At 43.9% G+C, this 20,207-nt stretch carries 19 protein-coding genes; 3 read left to right on the forward strand and 16 right to left on the reverse strand.

Annotated elements, in window-relative coordinates; all coding sequences use genetic code 11:
• Window positions 1-6: 6 nt before the first annotated feature.
• The 12 genes from HED67_RS12500 to HED67_RS12555 all read right to left on the reverse strand — a co-directional run bounded on the left by HED67_RS12500 (window position 7) and on the right by HED67_RS12555 (window position 13,290).
• Window positions 7-4,398 (reverse strand): PolC-type DNA polymerase III, encoded by a 4,392-nt coding sequence (locus tag HED67_RS12500; protein WP_260702739.1) that lies wholly within the window; start codon window positions 4,396-4,398, stop codon window positions 7-9.
• Between the two features lie 14 nt (window positions 4,399-4,412).
• Window positions 4,413-5,474, reverse strand: coding sequence for a flavodoxin-dependent (E)-4-hydroxy-3-methylbut-2-enyl-diphosphate synthase (ispG, locus tag HED67_RS12505; RefSeq protein ID WP_221718505.1), 1,062 nt, complete (start codon window positions 5,472-5,474; stop codon window positions 4,413-4,415).
• A 17-nt stretch (window positions 5,475-5,491) separates the two neighbouring features.
• Complete coding sequence (gene rseP / locus HED67_RS12510) at window positions 5,492-6,526, reverse strand: RIP metalloprotease RseP (RefSeq protein WP_221718506.1); 1,035 nt, start codon at window positions 6,524-6,526, stop codon at window positions 5,492-5,494.
• Between the two features lies 1 nt (window position 6,527).
• Window positions 6,528-7,673 (reverse strand): 1-deoxy-D-xylulose-5-phosphate reductoisomerase, encoded by a 1,146-nt coding sequence (gene dxr / locus HED67_RS12515; RefSeq protein WP_221718507.1) that lies wholly within the window; start codon window positions 7,671-7,673, stop codon window positions 6,528-6,530.
• 105 nt (window positions 7,674-7,778) lie between these two features.
• Entirely contained in the window at window positions 7,779-8,582 is an 804-nt protein-coding gene (locus HED67_RS12520) for a phosphatidate cytidylyltransferase (RefSeq protein ID WP_221718508.1), read from the reverse strand.
• A 1-nt stretch (window position 8,583) separates the two neighbouring features.
• The gene (locus tag HED67_RS12525; RefSeq protein ID WP_221718509.1) at window positions 8,584-9,300 is read right to left on the reverse strand and encodes an isoprenyl transferase; all 717 of its coding nucleotides are present in this window, start codon (window positions 9,298-9,300) and stop codon (window positions 8,584-8,586) included.
• 168 nt (window positions 9,301-9,468) lie between these two features.
• Window positions 9,469-10,026, reverse strand: coding sequence for a ribosome recycling factor (frr, locus tag HED67_RS12530; protein WP_178438118.1), 558 nt, complete (start codon window positions 10,024-10,026; stop codon window positions 9,469-9,471).
• A gap of 72 nt (window positions 10,027-10,098) precedes the next feature.
• Window positions 10,099-10,806 carry a UMP kinase gene (pyrH, locus tag HED67_RS12535; protein WP_178438134.1) on the reverse strand — a complete coding sequence of 236 codons (708 nt, stop codon included), beginning with the start codon at window positions 10,804-10,806 and terminating at the stop codon, window positions 10,099-10,101.
• 68 nt (window positions 10,807-10,874) lie between these two features.
• On the reverse strand, window positions 10,875-11,519 hold the full coding sequence (locus HED67_RS12540; RefSeq protein WP_178438116.1) for a type I phosphoribosyltransferase: 645 nt from the start codon (window positions 11,517-11,519) through the stop codon (window positions 10,875-10,877).
• 50 nt (window positions 11,520-11,569) lie between these two features.
• Entirely contained in the window at window positions 11,570-12,001 is a 432-nt protein-coding gene (locus tag HED67_RS12545; protein WP_178438114.1) for an RrF2 family transcriptional regulator, read from the reverse strand.
• A 60-nt stretch (window positions 12,002-12,061) separates the two neighbouring features.
• Entirely contained in the window at window positions 12,062-12,946 is an 885-nt protein-coding gene (locus HED67_RS12550) for a serine O-acetyltransferase (protein ID WP_221718510.1), read from the reverse strand.
• A 182-nt stretch (window positions 12,947-13,128) separates the two neighbouring features.
• Window positions 13,129-13,290 carry a hypothetical protein gene (locus tag HED67_RS12555; protein WP_221718511.1) on the reverse strand — a complete coding sequence of 54 codons (162 nt, stop codon included), beginning with the start codon at window positions 13,288-13,290 and terminating at the stop codon, window positions 13,129-13,131.
• A gap of 110 nt (window positions 13,291-13,400) precedes the next feature.
• Between HED67_RS12555 and HED67_RS12560 the strand changes: the two genes are divergently transcribed.
• Entirely contained in the window at window positions 13,401-14,723 is a 1,323-nt protein-coding gene (locus HED67_RS12560; protein WP_221718512.1) for a hypothetical protein, read from the forward strand.
• A 76-nt stretch (window positions 14,724-14,799) separates the two neighbouring features.
• Here the strand turns inward: HED67_RS12560 and HED67_RS12565 are convergent, their stop codons facing one another.
• Both HED67_RS12565 and HED67_RS12570 read right to left on the reverse strand, forming a co-directional pair.
• Complete coding sequence (locus HED67_RS12565; RefSeq protein WP_221718513.1) at window positions 14,800-15,621, reverse strand: hypothetical protein; 822 nt, start codon at window positions 15,619-15,621, stop codon at window positions 14,800-14,802.
• Window positions 15,622-15,730: 109 nt separating this feature from the next.
• Window positions 15,731-17,116: a WG repeat-containing protein gene (locus HED67_RS12570; protein ID WP_221718514.1), complete on the reverse strand. Its 1,386-nt coding sequence runs from the start codon at window positions 17,114-17,116 to the stop codon at window positions 15,731-15,733.
• Window positions 17,117-17,225: 109 nt separating this feature from the next.
• Here HED67_RS12570 and HED67_RS12575 point away from each other — a divergent pair, with 109 nt between their 5' ends.
• Window positions 17,226-17,468 (forward strand): helix-turn-helix domain-containing protein, encoded by a 243-nt coding sequence (locus tag HED67_RS12575; RefSeq protein WP_015515084.1) that lies wholly within the window; start codon window positions 17,226-17,228, stop codon window positions 17,466-17,468.
• A gap of 216 nt (window positions 17,469-17,684) precedes the next feature.
• On the opposite strand, the gene trpS is transcribed toward HED67_RS12575, so the two are convergent.
• Window positions 17,685-18,767 (reverse strand): tryptophan--tRNA ligase, encoded by a 1,083-nt coding sequence (gene trpS / locus HED67_RS12580; RefSeq protein ID WP_178438107.1) that lies wholly within the window; start codon window positions 18,765-18,767, stop codon window positions 17,685-17,687.
• 388 nt (window positions 18,768-19,155) lie between these two features.
• Between trpS and HED67_RS12585 the strand changes: the two genes are divergently transcribed.
• A complete protein-coding gene (locus tag HED67_RS12585; protein WP_178438105.1) occupies window positions 19,156-19,887 on the forward strand; it encodes an ATP-binding protein in 732 nt (243 codons plus the stop codon).
• Between the two features lie 75 nt (window positions 19,888-19,962).
• Here HED67_RS12585 and HED67_RS12590 read toward each other — a convergent pair whose 3' ends face one another.
• A complete protein-coding gene (locus HED67_RS12590) occupies window positions 19,963-20,154 on the reverse strand; it encodes a VOC family protein (protein ID WP_221718515.1) in 192 nt (63 codons plus the stop codon).
• Window positions 20,155-20,207: the final 53 nt, after the last annotated feature.

A 20,207-nucleotide genomic window follows, 5' to 3' on the forward strand; every position in this document is an offset into this window, starting at 1 on the left:
TGCCTCCTAAAAACCAAAATCAAAAATTGACAGCTGATTGCTCTCCGGAAGTCCTCCGAGGAGCCCCAGCTCAGCCATTGTATCAAGTACCGTCTGACTGACTTTTGCCTTCTGACGGATATCATCCTTCGACAGGAACTTCTCACCGCGCTCAGTCTCGGCATGTGCCGCCACAGCCAACGCTTCCGCAGCAATACCGCCCATGCCTTCAATGACAGAAAACGGCGGCAGTAATTTGTCCTCCACAACCTGGAATTTGATGGCATCCGACTGATAGAGATCAATCTTCAGGAATTCAAATCCCCTGGCATAAAACTCCTGTACGATCTTCATATCACGCAGCGTATCCTGCTCCTTCTTGGAAAGATTCGGGTTTGCTTTATAAGCTTTGATATGATTATCAATAGCCGCTTTCCCCTGACACATCAGACCATAATCAAAGGCCGTTGCTCGAATGGTGAAAAAGGCTGCATAATAAGCCAGCGGCTCATGGATCTTAAACCAGGCAATACGGATACCCATCATAACATAAGCCACCGCATGGGCTTTCGGGAACATGTATTTGATCTTTTTGCAGGACCAGAGATACCAGTCCGGCACATCATGTTCTTTCATGACTTTCTCATAATCCGGTGTCAGGCCCTTCCCTTTACGGACACTTTCCATAATCTTGAAGGACTGTTCAGACTCAACCCCTTTGTCGATGAGGTAGATCATAATATCATCTCGTGTACAGATAGCCGTGGAAATCTGGGCTTTACCTTCCTGAATCAGTGTCTGTGCATTGCCCAGCCATACATCCGTACCATGGGACAGACCGGAGATACGTACCAGATCCGAAAATGCTTTCGGTTTTGTATCACGGAGCATCTGCATAACGAATTCCGTACCGAACTCAGGAATACCGAGAGAACCCAGGTCGGTACCGCCGATGTCCTCCGGTTTAATATGGAGCGCCTCAAGACCATGAAACAGCGATAATACTTCCGGATCATCCAGTCGTATCTTCGTGGCGTCCACGCCGGTAATATCTTCCAGCATACGAATCATGGTCGGATCATCATGTCCGAGAATATCCAGCTTCAAAAGGTTATGGTCAATGGAATGATAATCGAAATGGGTGGTAATAATCTTGGTTGTCTGGTCATTGGCAGGATGCTGAACCGGTGTGAAAGAGTAAATTTCCTCACCATGAGGTACAACAATGATACCGCCGGGATGCTGACCGGTTGTACGTCTGACACCGACGCATCCGCTGGAAATCCGGTCCAGCTCGCAGGAACGTTTATGCTGTTCATGCTCTTCGTAATAATGCATGGCATAACCGTAAGCCGTCTTGTCCGCCAGTGTACCAACGGTTCCCGCACGGAATGTCTTGCCTTTACCAAAGATAACCTCCGTATAAGCATGCGCCTTACTCTGGTAATCACCGGAGAAGTTCAAGTCAATATCCGGCTCTTTGTTGCCCTTGAATCCAAGGAAGGTTTCGAAAGGAATATCATGTCCCTCCTTCATCAGCGGTTCTCCGCATACCGGGCAGACCCTATCTTCCATATCACAGCCGGAACGGCCGGAAAAGCTTTTGACATAGTCTGAATCAAAATCCACATAGTGACATTTCGGGCACAGATAATGGGCCTGCAGGGAATTAACCTCTGTAATACCGGCCATATAGGCAACAAAAGATGAACCGACAGAACCTCTGGAACCTACCAGATAGCCGTCTGCAACGGATTTCCACACCAGTTTCTGCGCAATGATATACATAACCGCAAAACCATTACCAATGATAGAATTCAGTTCTCTTTCCAGTCGCTCCGTCACGATATCCGGCAAATCCTCCCCGTAAAGCTCATGGGCACGATTGTAACAGATATCTCTAAGGATGCCTGCCGAATTCTCAATGACCGGCGGACATTTATCCGGCCGGACCGGAGAAATTCTGTCAATCATATCCGCAATCCTGTTGGTATTGGTCACAACCACTTCTTCTGCTTTCTCAGCTCCCAGGTACTGAAACTCCTCCAACATCTCCTCTGTGGTCCGAAGGTACAACGGCGGCTGCAGATCCGCATCTCCAAATCCCTTATTGGACATGATGATCCTTCGGTATACTTCATCTTCCGGATTCAAAAAATGCACATCACAGGTGGCGCAGACCGGCTTGTTGAATTTCTCTCCCAGCTCCACAATCTTCCTGTTCAGATCCTGCAGATCAGCGACAGTGCTGACCTTTGTCATCTTCGGATCACGGATCATAAATTCATTGTTGCCGGTGGGCTGAATCTCCAGATAATCATAAAAATCTACAATTCTTGCAATTTCTTCTTCCGATCGTTCATCCACAACGGCTCTGAAAAGCTCTCCCGCCTCACAGGCAGATCCGAGGATTAGTCCCTCCCTGTATTTTGCAAGCACACTCTTTGGTATTCTCGGACGTCTCGCGTAATAATCCAGATGGGACAATGACACAAGACGATACAGATTAATACGGCCAATCTCATTCTTAGCCAAAAGAATAATATGGTAAGTTTTTAATTTCTTAATGGCATCCACAGACATGGCACTGTATGTATTCAGCTCATCCAGATCCCTGATATTCTTTTTCTTGAAACGTTCCAGAAAACGCACAAAAACATCCGCTGTCGCCCCGGCATCATCCACCGCACGATGATGGTTGGCCAGAGTACATCCCATGGCTTCAACTACGGTATCCAGCTTGTAATTCTTCAGACCTTCCAGAAAGCTTCTGGCAATCCCCAGTGTATCCACATAGGTGTAATCATAGGGCAGTCCCAGAACCTCACAATTGTGACGGATAAATCCCGTATCAAAATCCGCATTGTGAGCCACCAGAACGGAGCCTTTGCAGAAATCCATAAATCTCGGCAGGATCACCGAAATATTCGGGGCATCTTCCACCATTCTGTCATTGATGCTCGTCAGTTTCTCGATTTCAAAAGGAATTGGCCTTTCCGGATTGACAAATTCACTGAACTTCTCCGTGATGACACCATTCTCCACCTTGACGGCACCGATTTCGATGATACGGTCATTCACCGCACTGAATCCCGTTGTCTCAATATCAAAAACGACAAACGTAGAATCCAGGCTCTGCCCTCTGGAGTCCGTGACAATATTTTTGATATCATCCACTAAATACCCTTCCATGCCGTAAATGACCTTGAAGTCCTTGCCTTCCACACAGTGATTGGCATCCGGGAAAGCCTGAACAACGCCATGATCTGTAATGGCCATGGCCTGGTGCCCCCATCCCATAGCCGTCTTCAGAAGCTTCTTCACATCCGTTACACCATCCATATCGCTCATGGTGGTATGGCAATGCAGCTCCACACGCTTAACCGGGCTGTGATCCATGCGTTTCTCCGTGAAATCCGGAATGGTCTTAATACCAGATACAGAGCCAAGGGCAATATCATGCTCAAACTGGTCCATCATGGCAACGGCCTTCATTTTGATGAAAGCCCCTTCCTTTAACTTGTCCAGAAGCTCCGGCAGACGTTCATTCTTGGTGAACACCTTTGCTTTAATGGTATCGGTAAAATCCGTTACGGCAAACATCACGATGGTCTTCTCGTTGCGGATCTCCCGGGTCTCCAGCCGAATGATCTTTCCCCGGACAACTACTTCGCCCATCTCATCGATAATCTCATGAATCTCTGTTTCTTCGCCTTCAAAATTGCGTCCGTAAAAAATATCTTTATCTTCCGGAAGCCGCTGTTTCACATAATTCTTCTTGAAAGCAGGCTTTTCCTTCTGCTGGACTTCATGCTTTTCGACCTCTTTCTGGTCTTCTTTTGCCTGCTCATAGGTCTGTACAATTTGTGCGATTTCTTCCTTCATGGCAGAATCCGCATAAACCGCATACTTACTCTTTTTCTTCGGCAGCCATCCGAGGACAATCCCAAGAGGCATATCAAAGCGCTCTGAAAAAATATGTTCCAGCTTCTTCTTCAACTTCTCCATCTTCACCTGCGCAATGCAGTTTTCTTCCACCTTCAGCTCCAGAACAAAAGGTTCAAGAAATGTTTTCTCTGCCTTTCTGAAAAGATTGGCAGAAAGTTCTCCCTCTTCTTCCAGTTCATCGATCAGACTTCCCGTATACGCCTCCAGCAGTCTCGCCGGTGTATACTGCCGGGACAGGTGGTATTTTTCAACCAGACATACATCTACCTGGTCCTTAAACATCTGGCTGCGAATAGCCCTCTCCGTCTCCCGGATGGCCTTATGGGCAATCAAACGATCACTGTGGATATAGATCTTGATGCGCGAATGATCTCTGCTGGCCGCCACCTTTTCGCATTCCACAGTTTCAAACAGCTCAGTCATTTCATGACTGAGCTTTAAATCAGGTAATATATTCAGAAATTTCTTCACTTAATCAAATCCTTCTATTTGTTCCAGTGATCAAGCTCATCTTTCAAAACAGCCAGAAGCTGGTCTTCCGGCACCTTCTTCACAATTTCACCTTTCTTGATCAGCAGACCTTCACCGATGCCGCCTGCAACGCCGATATCAGCCTCTCTGGCCTCTCCCGGTCCGTTAACAACGCATCCCATGACAGCCACTTTGATATCCAGATCGTAATTCTGAACAAGGTTCTCCACTTTGTTGGCAAGGCCGATCAGATCAATTCTTGTACGGCCACATGTCGGACAGGATACAACTTCAATACCGCCTTTTCGAAGTCCCAGTGTCTTTAAAATGAGTTTGGCTGACTTGATCTCTTCCAGAGGATCCCCGGTTAGGGAAACGCGGATAGTGTGACCAACTCCCTCATTCAGCATAATACCGAGACCGACGGCCGATTTGATATTGCCGGAGATCAGGGTTCCGGACTCTGTAATGCCCACATGCAGCGGATAATCCGTCTTTGTGGCAATAAGTTCATGGGCTTTCACACACATCATAACATCTGAAGACTTAATACTGATGACCATCTGGTCATAACCCAGATCTTCAATCAGATGCACCTTATCCAGAGCACTTTCCACAATGCCTTCCGCCGTTACATGACCGCCGTATTTGGCGATCAGATCCTTCTCAAGAGAACCGCTGTTGACACCCACGCGGATCGGCACATGGTAAGCCTTTGCCTTGTCTACAACCGCCTTCACGCGATCCACACTGCCGATATTGCCCGGATTGATACGGATTTTGTCAACCCCGTGTTCAATGGCCGCAATAGCCAGACGATAGTCAAAATGAATGTCTGCCACCAGCGGAATATGAATCTGCTTCTTGATCTCCGTAATGGCCTCTGCTGCCTCCATGGTCGGCACTGCCACACGGATGATCTCGCATCCGGCCGCTTCAAGGGCCAGAATCTGGGCAACAGTTGCCTTTACATCTTCCGTTTTTGTATTACACATGGACTGGATCGCAATCGGATAATCGCCTCCGATGCAGCGATCGCCTATGCGAATCACCTTTGCTTTTGTTCTATCAAACATAACTGCTCCTTTAATGTCTAAAAACCAAAAATTCTCGCAAAATCATTGAACATGACAAGCACCATGATTCCCATAAGAATCACAAAGCCGATCATATGCACAACCCCCTCTTTGTCTCTCGGTACCGGCTTGCCTCTGAGGGCTTCCACAATAAGAAAGACAAGACGTCCGCCATCCAGTGCAGGAATCGGCAGCAGATTCATCACGCCAAGATTGGCTGACAGCAAAAGAATCATATCTGCAATGGTCAGTATCACACTTCGAAGGCCGTACTTTGCCGCAGATTCATAGCTGTCACCAATCACCTGAAACATACCTACAGGCCCCGCCACATCGCTTCTTGATACCTGTCCCTGGATCATCATCTCAAGGCTCTTGATCACCAGATCAATATTGGACTTTACTTCATAGAAACTGCTGATAAGAAGTCCGCCGAACTTCGGCTTCTCCTGAACACCGCCCACAATACCGATGCGGTATACACCATCATCGGTCATCTCCGGCGTCACCGTGGTCTGATACTTCTCGCCGTCTCTGATGTAGGTGATCGTACATTTCCGTCCCTGATTCAGTGCAATATGCATTCTGAAATCAGAAAATGTATGCACAGATGTTCTGTCCGCCTTCGTAATGATATCTCCCGCTTCAAGGCCGGCTTCCATGGCTGGTGAGCCATCCTCCACCTGAAGGATCTCACCTGATATATAACCATTCATACCGATAATGATTACAGCACAGACAAAAGCCATGATAAAGTTAAAAACCGGTCCCGCTGCTACAACAGCCATTCTGGCCCACACAGACTTCGAATTGAATGACCCGGGAATCACTTCCTCTGCTGTATCCTCACCAAGCATCATGCAGGCACCGCCAAGGGGCAGCAGCCTCAATGTATATTCTGTCTCACCGCGGCGGACACCAAAAAGCTTCGGTCCCATGCCCACGGCAAACTCTTCAACAACAATACCGTTCTTCTTTGCAACTATAAAATGTCCGAACTCGTGGAATATGACGATGATGCCAAATACAAGAAGTGCCACGATCAGCTTCAATCTACCACCTGCTTTCTATATAACGATAGGTCCACTGTTCAGTCTCAAGTATATCTTCAAGAGACGGATGAGCAATCCACTGATGGGCTGCCATACACTCTGAAATAATCTCGGGAATATCAAGAAAGCGAATCTTTCTGTCAAGGAACATGGCCACAGCCTTCTCATTAGCCGCATTCAATGCTGTCGGCATGCTGCCGCCTCTGCGTGCTGCTTCATAAGCCAGTGCCAGTCCTCTGAATGTTCCAGGATCCGGTTCTTCAAAGGTCATTGTATGCAGTTTGAACAGATCCAGGGCTTCCGACTGAAGCGGCTTTCTCTCAGGATAAAACAGTGCATACTGGATGGGCAGACGCATATCCGGTGTGCCGAGCTGGGCGATCACTGCATGATCCTGGAATTCCACCGCAGAATGGATCACACTCTGCGGGTGAACAACTACCTGGATCTGATCAAGGTCTACACCGAAAAGCCACTTAGCCTCGATCACTTCCAGCCCTTTGTTCACCATGGTCGCTGAATCAATGGTAATCTTGTGTCCCATAGACCAGTTTGGATGCTTCAGGGCATCCTCCACCTGGACATTGGCAAGTTCATCCAGGGTTTTCCCTCTGAAAGGGCCGCCGGAAGCTGTCAGAAGGATTCTTCTGATGCCTGATGCATGTTCTCCCTTTAAGGACTGGAAAATCGCTGAATGTTCACTGTCTACCGGCAGAATCTGCACATGATAATCCTTTGCCATCTGCATAATCAGATGGCCTGCCGTAACTAACGTCTCTTTGTTGGCCAGTGCGATATCTTTGCCGGCTTTGATAGCTTCCATGGTCGGACGGATACCGATCATACCCACAACGGCGGTCACCACAATATCTGCTTCCGGAAGCGTCACAACTTCGATCATGCCTTCCATGCCGGAAACAATCTTCACATCCAAATCTGACACTGCAATCTTTAATTCTTCTGCTTTCTTCTCATCCCAGACAGCAGCCATCACAGGATGATACTGTCTGATCTGCTGTTCGAGAAGAACAATATTGGATCCTGCTGCCAGAGCGGCAACCTTCAGATCCTTCGAATGTTGAGAGACAACATCCAGTGTCTGTGTACCTATGGAGCCTGTAGACCCCAATATAGCAATATTCTTCAAAAAAATATCTTCCTTTCTTGCTCAGAACGCATCCCCCGCGCCCTGATATAGAATGCAGGTCTGCCCAGCAGACATCATTCCATGTTCTAATCCTTGTTCTAATCTTTATGCACCCAGACATACTGCCAGTATGTACACAACCGGTGCTGTAAATAAGATACTGTCAAAACGATCCAGAATACCGCCGTGTCCCGGTATCAGCCGGCCGTAATCCTTGATGCCTGTATCACGTTTAATAGCTGATGCTGCAAGATCACCTACAACAGCGATCAGCGCACCTACGCCTGCGATAATCGCACAGTCACGCATCGGCACACTCAGCGAAATCAGGTGTGCTCCAAAAATACGTCCATAAATCAGTCCCAGAATCACAGCACCTGCAATACCGCCCACAAAGCCTTCAACGCTTTTCTTCGGACTGAGTCTCGGGAACATCTTGTGTTTGCCAATAAGCATGCCCACACAGTAGGCGCATGTATCATTGCCCCATGCACAGATGAAAATCAACGGAATAATATATAATCCGTCATTCAGCATACGCACCTTGTAAATAAATGACATCAGCACAACCACGTAAGCAAGTCCTGCCACTGCACAGAAAATCTCATTGACCTTGTATTTTGGAAAACCGAAAACATAAACCGCCATGATAAGCAGTGTTCCCACTGCCACGGCCATCAGTTCACCTTCCGGAACAGCCGCCCACAAAAGGATCTCATACAAAATGGCACCGATATAACCCGCGATCGCCGGGCCCTTCTTCTCAATTCCTGAAGCTCTGTATAATTCAAACAGGCCTATCATGGAAATCAATGCCACAAATGCAAATAAAATATTGCCGCCAAGAAGCATTGCCGCCACCGCAATAGCCAATACGATCACGCCGCTGATCAGTCTTGTAATAAACAATTTAAACACCACCAAATCTTCTGTCACGTTTAGAATATGCCCGAATAGCTTCAATCATTGTCTCTTTTTTATAATCCGGCCAGAGAACAGGCGTAAAATAAAATTCTGAATATGCCAGCTGCCAGAGCAGGAAATTAGAGACGCGCTGTTCACCGCTTGTACGGATCACCAGATCCGGATCCGGCATACCGGCAGTATCCAGATAGTGCTCAAATAATTCTTCTGTCAATTCATCCGGATCTGTATGACCATCCGCCATCATCTTCTTCATTGCGCGGATCATCTCATCACGGCTGCCGTAATTAATGGCAATTGTAAAGTTCAATCCTGTATTGCCTGCAGAAGCCTCTTCCACATCTGCAATAGACTTCTGAATATCTTCACTTAATCCCGTCTTGTCACCGATGACACGCACACGCATATTGTTCTTTGCTGTACGCTCCAGACAGTCTACCATATACTTTCTCAAAAGCTTCATCAGCGCATCCACCTCAGACTGCGGACGCTTCCAGTTCTCCGTTGAAAAAGCATACACCGTAAAATACTTGATGCCAAGATCTCTGCTCACTTCACACATATCTTCAACGGTCTTGGCCCCCTGCATATGACCGTAATTTCTCGGCATAAAACGTTTCTTCGCCCAACGTCCGTTGCCGTCCAGAATAATTGCCACATGTTCCGGCACATTGAGCATTTCTCCATCTATCATCTTCTCCATCTCATCTTCACCTTCTGTTCATCAAATACATATATCTTTACAGATATATACGAGGCTGTTGCATCCTCCGTCAAACACACAGATTCTGCAGCAGCCCCATCTACTTACACTATAATGACAGCTTATGCCCCGTCAGCAGACTCTGATAACGGGCGGTCATCCGGCCTGTTAGACTGTCATAATCTCTTTCGTCTTTGTCTCTACAGCCTTATCAACCATAGCAACATATTTGTCTGTGATTTTCTGAAGCTTCTCCTGCAGCTCTGCATATTCATCTTCAGAAATCTCTTTGGCTTTGTTGCTCTTCTTGAAAGCATCATTGCCATCACGGCGGATGTTGCGGACTGCAGTCTTCGCTGCGTCACCTTTCTTCTTCACATCCTTTGCCAGCTCTTTACGACGTTCCTCTGTCAGTTCAGGGAATACAAGACGAATAGACTTGCCATCGTTGGTTGGTGTAATGCCAATATCAGAAGCAAGAATCGCTTTCTCAATATCCTTGATCAGTTTGCTCTCCCAAGGCTGGATCATCAATACACGTGCTTCAGGCACTGTTACATTGCCCACCTGCTGAAGCGGTGTCGGTGTACCATAGTAATCCACCTTCAGTTTATCAAGAATATGTGGATTGGCACGACCTGCACGAATCGTTGTATATTCGCGTTCCAGTGCATCCAGTGATTTCTGCATCTTTGTCTCATATGGCTGTAACTTCTCATTACTCATAAATATATATCCTCCTGATATTATTCGTTATTAAATCCGCACGCAGCACTCAGGCTGACATACGAGCAAGGCCTATACAGTCACGTAAGTACCTGTAAACTCCCCGTATAATGTCTTCACAATGCTGTTCTCTTCATTCAGGCCAAATACCACCATCGGCATCTTATTCTCCATGCACATGATTGTCGCTGTCAGATCCACGACCTGTAATCTGTCATCTACAACCTGCTGAATGCTGACACTGTCAAACTTCTTCGCATTCGGATTGGTCTTCGGATCACTGTCATAAACACCGTCCACTGCCTTGGCAAGAAGGATCGCATCTGCTTCAATCTCAATGGCACGCAGTGTTGTACCTGTATCTGTTGAAAAATAAGGGTGACCTGTACCGCCGGCGAAGAAAACAACCTTGCCTGCATTAAGGTCTGCAACTGCTGCATCCTTTGAAAAAAGCTTTGTAAAAGCACCGCACATAAATGGTGTATAAACTTCTGTCTGCATGCCCAGTGTACGGAAGATCTCCGAAACATAAATACAGTTCATCACTGTACCCAGCATACCGATCTGATCCGACTTCGTACGCTCAATGATCTTGCTGCTGTTGCGTCCGCGCCAGAAATTGCCGCCGCCGATGACAATCGCAACCTGTGTTCCCTTATCTGTAATCTGCTTCACCTGTTTGGCAACCTTCAGGCAGGTAGCTTCATCAAAGCCAAAGTCCTTGTCTCCGGCCAGTGCTTCACCGCTTAATTTTAATAAAATTCTCTTTAAATCGTTCATCATAGTACCGATGTCCTCCGTTCACCTTATAATCTACCATAAAACTGTATATTTGACCAGTCCTTTTCTTACAGTTTTGAGTAGCCGAAACTGTTGACGATGGCATCAAGCGGCTGCTTTCTGCGGCACATCGGGCACTCTGACGGCTGATAGGCCTGATAATCCGGCAGATCCTCTTTGTGAAAAATAGAAAAAATCTCCATTTCTTCCGGTGTCTGCTCCACATTGCTGAAAATCGCAGCTACCCCTCCGACAGTCCCGCCATAATAAGAAACCGCTTCCGCTGCCTGGGCAATGGTCCGCCCTGTTGTCACCGAAGCCGCCAGAACAAGCACCTGCATATTCTTGATCATTCGGATCGTGCTGTCCATAAATACCAGCTGCCCATAGGCATTGACATCCGGCGTGATAATGGAAATATTGTTGCCGCTGTTAATGGACATAATTCCCCTGTCTGACAAAAACTCTGCCATAAAGGCTCCGATAACTTCTGTTCCATCCAGGCACACAATGGTATCCACCATTGTATTATTCCGAAAATGCTCCGCCAGCACCCGTGCTGTTTCTCTTCCGTTATTATGTCTGCATTTGACTGTAGACATATCAATGTACGTATTAATGTGGGAATTGACCGTTGCAAAATGTCCCTCCATAATTTTAATACGTGCCTTCGGATTACGTGTTGACCTTAAATCTGTCAACTGCTCGCTCATAAACAGACCCCCTTCTCCATTTATCAGTTTATAAAGAAATACGTATAGATTTAGATGACGTAATCATTGCCTTTCTCATCCTGCCAGTCCAGAAGATCTTCCAGTGTATACTTATCAATGACTCCATTGATTGCATCATCTAATTCCTTCCATATACGAATTGTAACACAATCCTGCATTTTCGGACAGTCATAATTATTATCCGTGCATGCCACAGGAGAAAGATCTCCCTCAGTCAGTCTGAGGATCATGCCAATCGTATAATCCTTCGGAAGTCTTGCCAGGCGATAACCGCCCTGGGGTCCCCTGATGCTCTTCACATAACCAGCCTTTGTCAATACGGATACAATCTGCTCCAGATACTTCACAGAAATATCCTGTCTTGCTGCAATATCTTTAATTCTTACCGGCTCCCCATGATCGTTGGTAGCTATATCCAGCATCATACGCAGTGCATACCTTCCCCTAGTTGAAACTTTCATTTATTCTTTCTTCCTTTCATCTTTTTGCTTCATTCTATACAGCAGATGGCTTTCCATCTATCAGCTCAATGTCAGTTCCGGACTCTTAATGCTGACTCTTGTATGGGCCGGTACGCTCTCTGTGATAAAAGAGTTACCGCCGATAATAGAATCACAACCAATCACTGTTTCACCGCCAAGGATTGTTGAATTAGCATAAATGGTCACATGATCCCCGATGGTTGGGTGACGCTTCTTTCCTGAGAGCTGCTGTCCCTTTCTGGTAGATAATGCACCAAGTGTCACGCCCTGATACAGCTTGACATAATCACCGATCTCTGTTGTCTCACCGATAACAATACCTGTACCGTGATCAATAAAGAAATAACGTCCGATGTTGGCACCTGAATTGATATCGATACCGGTCTTTCCATGGGCATATTCTGTCATGATACGCGGTATAAAAGGTACATTCTGCACATACAGTTCATGAGCAATTCTGTAAACATAAATGGCAAATAATCCCGGATAGGAGAAGATAATGTCCTCCTTGCTCTTGGCTGCTGGATCCCCGTCAAAGCCGGCCTGTACATCCATCAGAAGCATCTTCTGAATATATGGCAGACGACTGATAAAACGCTCACAGATATCTCTGGCCTTCTCCGTAATCTCTTCTCTGCTGCTTGTGCCCTTATCATCGTACAAAAATGCAATCTCAATCTGAGTTCTCATTTCCTCATAAATATATGTCAGCATATTGCCGAGAAAATAGCCCGGCATCGTACTGGATATATTCTCATCTCCGAAATATCCCGGAAAAACAACACGTCTCAAATCCTTAATAATGCCAATAATCGTTCCCCGATTCGGCAGATGAATGCTCTCTTCATCCGTCACATAGACATCCTCGTTCATGCATGTTTCTGTAATATTGGCAACTACATCCTGAATTGTTTCTCTTATCATCCCCGCCAACTCCTATCTTTCTAAATTTATAAAATTCAACAAAATTCTATCCGAATACCCCTTCAGAGTCAGACAGAAAACGCCTGAAATTCTTCGGCATTTCCTACTTGAATTATATGAAATTATAATTCAAAACGTGCTTAAAGTCAAGGAAAAGCTTGACTCTACAATTATTGTAGCCTTTATACTTTTGCACAGACCTGGAACCGGCTATCCGCCAACTGAACCAGAATCAGGAAACCAGTTCCATCTGGCTTAGCAAAATCGGTGTCGGCATCTCCAATGACCATCTTCTGGAACAGAAATTCAGCTTCCCTTTCAGGGATAATTTTGCATACTGACACAGCATTCGTTTCAGGTATCATTCAGATATTATGCAGGAGCATGCCTGTCAGATAGCACCCTTTACTCCGAAAGTCATATGTTAAATCAAAGACTTTCGGAGTTTTTTATTATGCGTTTTAATCCTTTTGAAGAAAAACCGATGCCATTAGACCGGCTTTTTATGGACTGGGATAAACTTTATCCGAAACCCTATCATCTCGGCACCGTCCATCCTTACACCAAGGTTCGCATTGTCCTCATGAACGGCACCGAATTCGAAGCCCAGTGGTTCGGCCATCAATTCAGCCGTCACTGTCAGGATAATGATCTTCGGCGCGAACTGGCTATGATCCGCCGCATAGAGCAGATGCAGCAAAAACGGATCAGTTGTCTGAAGCCTAAAAATGAAACCGTTCTTGAGCATACCATTACCTATGAACAGCTGGCTGTTGATCTGACTGCTTTTCTGGCCAGACGTGAAAATGACTGCAATGTCAAAACAGCCCTGGATTTTGCCCTGCTGGAAGATTTTGACCATTTGTACCGCTATGCCAACCTGTTGGATTATGAATATGGTACCTGCCCTGAAAAACTGGTGGGTCGCTATACCGAGATGACACCGGCCCGACCGACCATCGCCCACCACCGCTATCCGACAGACAGCATTTTCCGTTCCATTGACAACCAGACAGCTTCCCTGAAAACAAAACTCGGTATTAATATCATCACTGCCGCTGAGCAGCAGACGATGAATTATTATATGAATATTGCACCGTTTTATTCCCGTTCCGACCTTGGAAGACGACTGTATCAGGAAATCGGCATGATTGAGGAAGAGCATGTTTCCCAGTACGAAAGCTTAAAAGACCCATCCGCCACATGGCTGGAAGATCTGCTGATGCATGAATATACCGAATGTTACCTGTATTATTCCTGTATGATGACGGAGTGCGATCTGTACATCCGAAAGATATGGGAAGAATGCCTCATGCAGGAAATCTCTCATCTGCACAAAGCCAAAGAATTGCTTGAGAAATATGAAAACAAGAGCTGGCAGCAGGTCATCGGCGGCTGCGGTGACTTCCCGGATATCCTTGTTCTCGGTCCAAATATCGATTATATTCGTCATATCATTGCTACAACAACCGGCAATACGCAAAAAGAGGAAGACGTTGTTCCTCTCGGACGTCTCTCTGAAAATGATCCGTTTTTCTTCTATCAGCACGTCATGAACGACCCGTTATGTGAAGTCGCCAGCCATGTCACCATCGACGCCCGCATACGCAGAAAAGGCTGTGACTATCGCTTTGAAATCAAAGAAAATCCACTGCCTGAACTGAGAAACAGACGCTGTGACAATACTTCTATCGGACGGATCCCGGCATGCACACCGGCTTCGGCCTCAAGCGAAGGCACAACAGCAGATAACTGCCAGTGCCCGCTCAATAAATAAAAAACGAAAGTGCGGCCCAGAAAACTATAACAGGCTCCAAAAGGAGTTCTTGTAATTTTATGAGGCCGCACTCTTTTTATTCGTTTGTTATTTCTTTTATGTCACACTCTCTTACATAGCCAACTTTTTTATGGCTTTCATTGCAAACTAACACAGCATCCGTATAATTTTCATCTTGATATCCTATTCCTTTCCAAGTCATCATTTCTCTTTTTCCTATATATTTATTTCCATTCACCAAGAATACCTTCTCGCCTTTTTTTAATTTAACAAAAGGATATCTTGACCATCCAGCTACATATGGAAATCTTATTGCACTATTAATTTGATTTGGCTCATCTTCTGTGTTAAATTCTATCATTGCATATGCACTATCCTGCATAATATAGGCTCCACCCTCATCAATTCCCTCCGATAAAGCCGTTTTTTTCCATGAATGGTATGTAACTACGCCTATAAGGATTCCTAGTATCAAAATAAAAACCACAAAGCAGGTAAGTACAACTATATTAAAAAAATCAATCTCTGTTAACACTTCAGTTAAAATATAAATACTTCCATATATCAGTGAAAGAATAATAACAGAAATTATATTAAAAGCCAGCATCGCGCTGTTTGTTCTCTTCAATAAGATACCGCATATACTATAAATATAATAGGGTATAAATATACTTGAAAGTACATATAATGGCGCACACAATAATGCCATATATCTTTCTTCTTCAAACGCCTTTTCAACAGCTTTAAATGCCAAATAAAATCCCCATATTGACAAACCAGCCATTACCAATGCAAACACAATATCTATCAAAAATGTAAAAAGCATATCCGCCATACCTAAAAATGCTAGCAACACAAAAACAATAAGTAAAGCCGGAACACTAAAAAAAATAATCATTCAATTCTCTCCCTCATAATGAAGCAGGCTATACAATGAATCTTCTTCCTGCATTGCATAGCCCGTTTTATAATATCATTTTCTTAACATAAGATCCAATATACTATAACTATAAATTATTATAGTCAATTATATTTAACCGCAATGTTCCATCAACTTCTTCTGTTAAAATATACCATTTATCATCCACAGTACTGTCCTTTATTATCTCTGAACCATGATACCAAGAATAATCATCTACACTTCCAAATGGCAATATTTGTTTTCCATTTTTATCCAAAACACCCCACTGGCCAGACAAATTCTGAACTTTTATAAAAGCTCTTCCCACATAGTTATTCGAATAATTCAAATATCTCTCTCCAGTAAGTTCCTCTCCATTTTCATTATATACTCGATATGTTTGTCCATATTGAACCACAAACATTTCTCCCACTTTAGAAAAATCATCATATCCGGTCAACTCAAATGAATTTATTAAGTTTCCATCAGTATCAAAAATATCAATACCGCCTTCCTTTTTTCCATAAATCTTCCCATCTCCAAGACTACCAATTCGGGAATATTTCTGTTCACTACGTTCCTGCTTTTCCATATTATACAAGTAATATTCGCCGCTACCTGTCGATGCAACATCCTGTGATGCAACTCCAAAATCAATTTTTTCTAACGAACAAACCTTAGTACTATTTAATACATGAACAGTATATGATTCTTCATCCTTTTTATTGGTAAGTTCATATAACAAATCACCATTTTCATCAATTATATCAATAGTTTCCCAATTTCCATTGTCCAAATCACCCTTATAAACTCTGTATAATTGTGTATTATAAAAATATTCTACCCATTGTACCTTGTCACCATTTAAATCACAAAATACATTAGCATATCCAGAACCCCATCCGTATATCTTCTCCGCCAAAGCAACTCCATGTAAATATAAATCTCCCACCATCTTGTCATAACTAATAATCTCAGCATCCAATTCTTTAACTACATTTCCTTTTGAGTCAATAACCATCGGCATACCATCTTTCTTCACATAATAATTATTGATACCAGCTGAAATTTCTTCATATTCAAAAGGTAATACTTCTTTTCCCTCAGTATCAAAAACACCCCATTTTCCTTCCAACTTCAAAAGTACATTACCATTCTGAGCAAATTCCATTTCATCATATTCTGCTGGAATAACAAAATCCCCTTTTGCATTAACCATCCCATAAAACGGCAATCCTTCAATCGATACAATATAGAAACCATTCTTTTCTGATCTGAATTTATAACCACTTAATACAAAACCTTGTGTGTCATCTTCTGTACTTACTTCCTCCTGCGCCTCACTAACTGTCTCACATTCTTGTTCACTTTGCGTTTCCGTCACCGCTGTATCTACTACCGATATATCCTTGGATGTATCTTTATTTCCACATCCATTAAAAATTGCCACTGTTAATAACCCCATTAATAAAATAGTCGCCTTCTTTTTCATAACGTATTCCCCCTTCAATTTTAATAGGCTATCTATAGCCTATATAGTAGCATGTATAGCCTACTTTGTCAATTTAATCCATTTACAATAAACAAAAAGGAGGATATGCATGGACACTTATACTGCTACCAAAAACCGTATTTTAGAATTGTGCGGACAACACAATATTACTATCAATAAATTGGCGACTTTAGCTGCTCTGCCGCCATCCAGTATTAAAAATATTTTATATGGAAAAAGTACCAATCCAAAGCTATTAACAATTAAAATGATTTGTGATGGACTCAATATTACCTTAAAAGATTTTTTCGATACCCCTGAGTTCAATCATCTCGACTCTGAAATAAAATAAACAGGAACCATCACTTTAATTAATAAAATGACAACTCCTGTTTAATCCGTAAATTTCTGAACTTCAAAAAGCACAATATAAATAAAAGAGTACAGTCAAAAATTTCAAAAAAATAGACTTCAAAATGAGCCTGTGTCAAACTACTCATTTTGAAGTCTATTATCAATTTTCTACGACTGTACTCTTCCTTTTAGCTTATCAGTGTGCAATACGTTTTTATTCGTATTTCTTTGCCTGTGAACGAATCAGTTCCATGTCATCGAAGTAGTTGATCTTCATGGCATCTCTGACTTCATGCAGTGTCTGTGCTGCTGTTTCTCTGGCTGCTTCACTGCCTTTCTTCAGAACTTCGTAGACATAAGGAATATCCTTCTGAAGTTCTTCACGACGTTTTCTGATTGGCTCCAGTTCTTCCTGAAGAACATTGTTCAGGAACTTCTTCACCTTCACATCACCGAGACCGCCGCGCTGATAGTGTTCCTTCAGCTCATCCAGATTCTTGTAATCCGGCAGATATTCTTCGAAATGCTGGTCATTACAGAATGCATCCAGATAAGTAAAGACTGTATTGCCTTCCAGCGAACCCGGATCTTCGATACGGATATGATTCGGGTCTGTGAACATGCTCATGACCTTCTTCTTGATATCCTTCGGATCTTCCGCAAGATAAATACAGTTGCCCAGAGACTTGCTCATCTTCGCCTTGCCGTCGATACCAGGCAGTCTTAAGCAGGCTTCATTGTCCGGCAGTAAAATCTTCGGCTCAACCAGAGTTTCACCATAAACAGAATTGAACTTGTGAACGATTTCTCTTGTCTGTTCGATCATCGGGCTCTGGTCCTCACCAACAGGAACTGTTGTTGCCTTAAATGCAGTGATATCTGCAGCCTGACTGATCGGATAGGTAAAGAATCCAACCGGAATACTTGTCTCAAAATTACGCATCTGAATCTCAGATTTCACTGTAGGATTTCTCTGAAGTCTTGAAACAGTAACAAGATTCATATAATAAAAAGATAACTCACATAATTCAGCAATCTGTGACTGAATAAATAATGTAGACTTGGCAGGATCCAAACCGCATGCCATGTAATCCAGCGCAACCTCAATAACATTCTGACGCACCTTCTCTGGATTGTCTGCATTGTCAGTCAAAGCCTGTGCATCTGCAATCATAATAAAAACTTTATCATATTCTCCGGAATTCTGCAGTTCCACGCGGCGCTTCAGTGAACCCACATAATGGCCCACATGCAGACGTCCTGTCGGTCTGTCACCGGTCAAAATAACTTTGCTCATCTTCATTCCTCCTGAACATACTAACTCCTTGTAGTGTACCACAAAAAACAGATATCATCAAGAACAAACATACTGTTCCATGCAGCCCTCATCAATCTCATCACACATCCTCAACAGCTTCATCCAAAATGTGTCAAAGCATCAAAGCATTTTGTTGCAAAACCAACAGACTTTATCTTAAAAGCGAATTATAATAAGTCCATCCTAGTCAATTAGGTTTTATTATGTCATAGCATTTTTATCATTATAATTTGCTGCCACTACTGATACGCTATTAATAATCGTTACACTTGTACACCGCTGCAAAAATTCATAATACTTGAATACGCTGTTTATTTTTGCCATTCAACCCCCGAGTTTTGCAGCGTCTACCATAAGGAGGAATATTATGATTCGCAGAATTATTACTATTGATAAAGAAAAATGTACCGGTTGTGCCCTTTGCGTGAACGCCTGTCACGAAGGTGCCATCGGCTTAAGAGATGGCAAGGCTGTTCTTCTCCGCGAAGATTACTGTGACGGTCTCGGCGATTGTCTCCCGGCCTGTCCGGCAGATGCTATCCATTTTGAAGAACGCGAAGCAGCTGCTTATGACCATGAAGCTGTTCAGAAACATCTCGCTGCCAGAAAACGTGCTGTGACAGGCGGATGTCCGGGATCTGCTGCCGCATTCTTCGGTCATGGTCATGAAGAACAGACACCTATAGCAGATAAAGTATCTTCCGCTTCTGCACCTGCTATAGCCAGCCAGCTTTCCCAGTGGCCGGTCCAGATCAAACTTGTGGCACCAAACGCACCTTATTTTAATGGCTGTGATCTGCTCATTGCAGCAGACTGCACAGCTTATGCTTACGGCAATTTTCATCAGGAATTCATCAAAGACCACATCACCATCGTTGGCTGCCCTAAACTGGATTCTGTTGACTACAGCGAAAAGCTGGCACAAATTTTTACTTACAATGATATTAAGAGCATTACATTGACACGTATGACGGTTCCTTGCTGCGGCGGCATGGCTATGGCTGTTCAGAAAGCCATCCAGGCAAGCGGGAAAAACATTCCATTAAAGATTGTTATCATCTCCCCTGATGGACAGATCATCCAGACTCAGGAAATGTAAAGTTCAGCCTTCAATACATCCCAAAAAAGCTATTGATGACACTGTGCTCTCACAGTACAGTCATCAATAGCTTTTTTACTCATAATAATACTTCATTCGTTCAGCCACAACTTTACATCGCTTTTTACCAAAAGCAATGCCATAGGCCAAAACATTCTCTCTACCAGAATCGATATCCTCTGTTTCAACGATAATGTCCGCAAATCCATCACCGGCTGCTATATTGGATCTGATCAGCCAATTGCCATTGCCGATCAATATTCCCATCAAAAAAGCATGATAATATTTTTCCTACTATGTCACTTTATTATTCTATCATG

This window comes from Pseudocoprococcus catus (assembly GCF_019734885.1).
Taxonomy (GTDB): Bacteria; Bacillota; Clostridia; order Lachnospirales; family Lachnospiraceae; genus Coprococcus_A; species Coprococcus_A catus.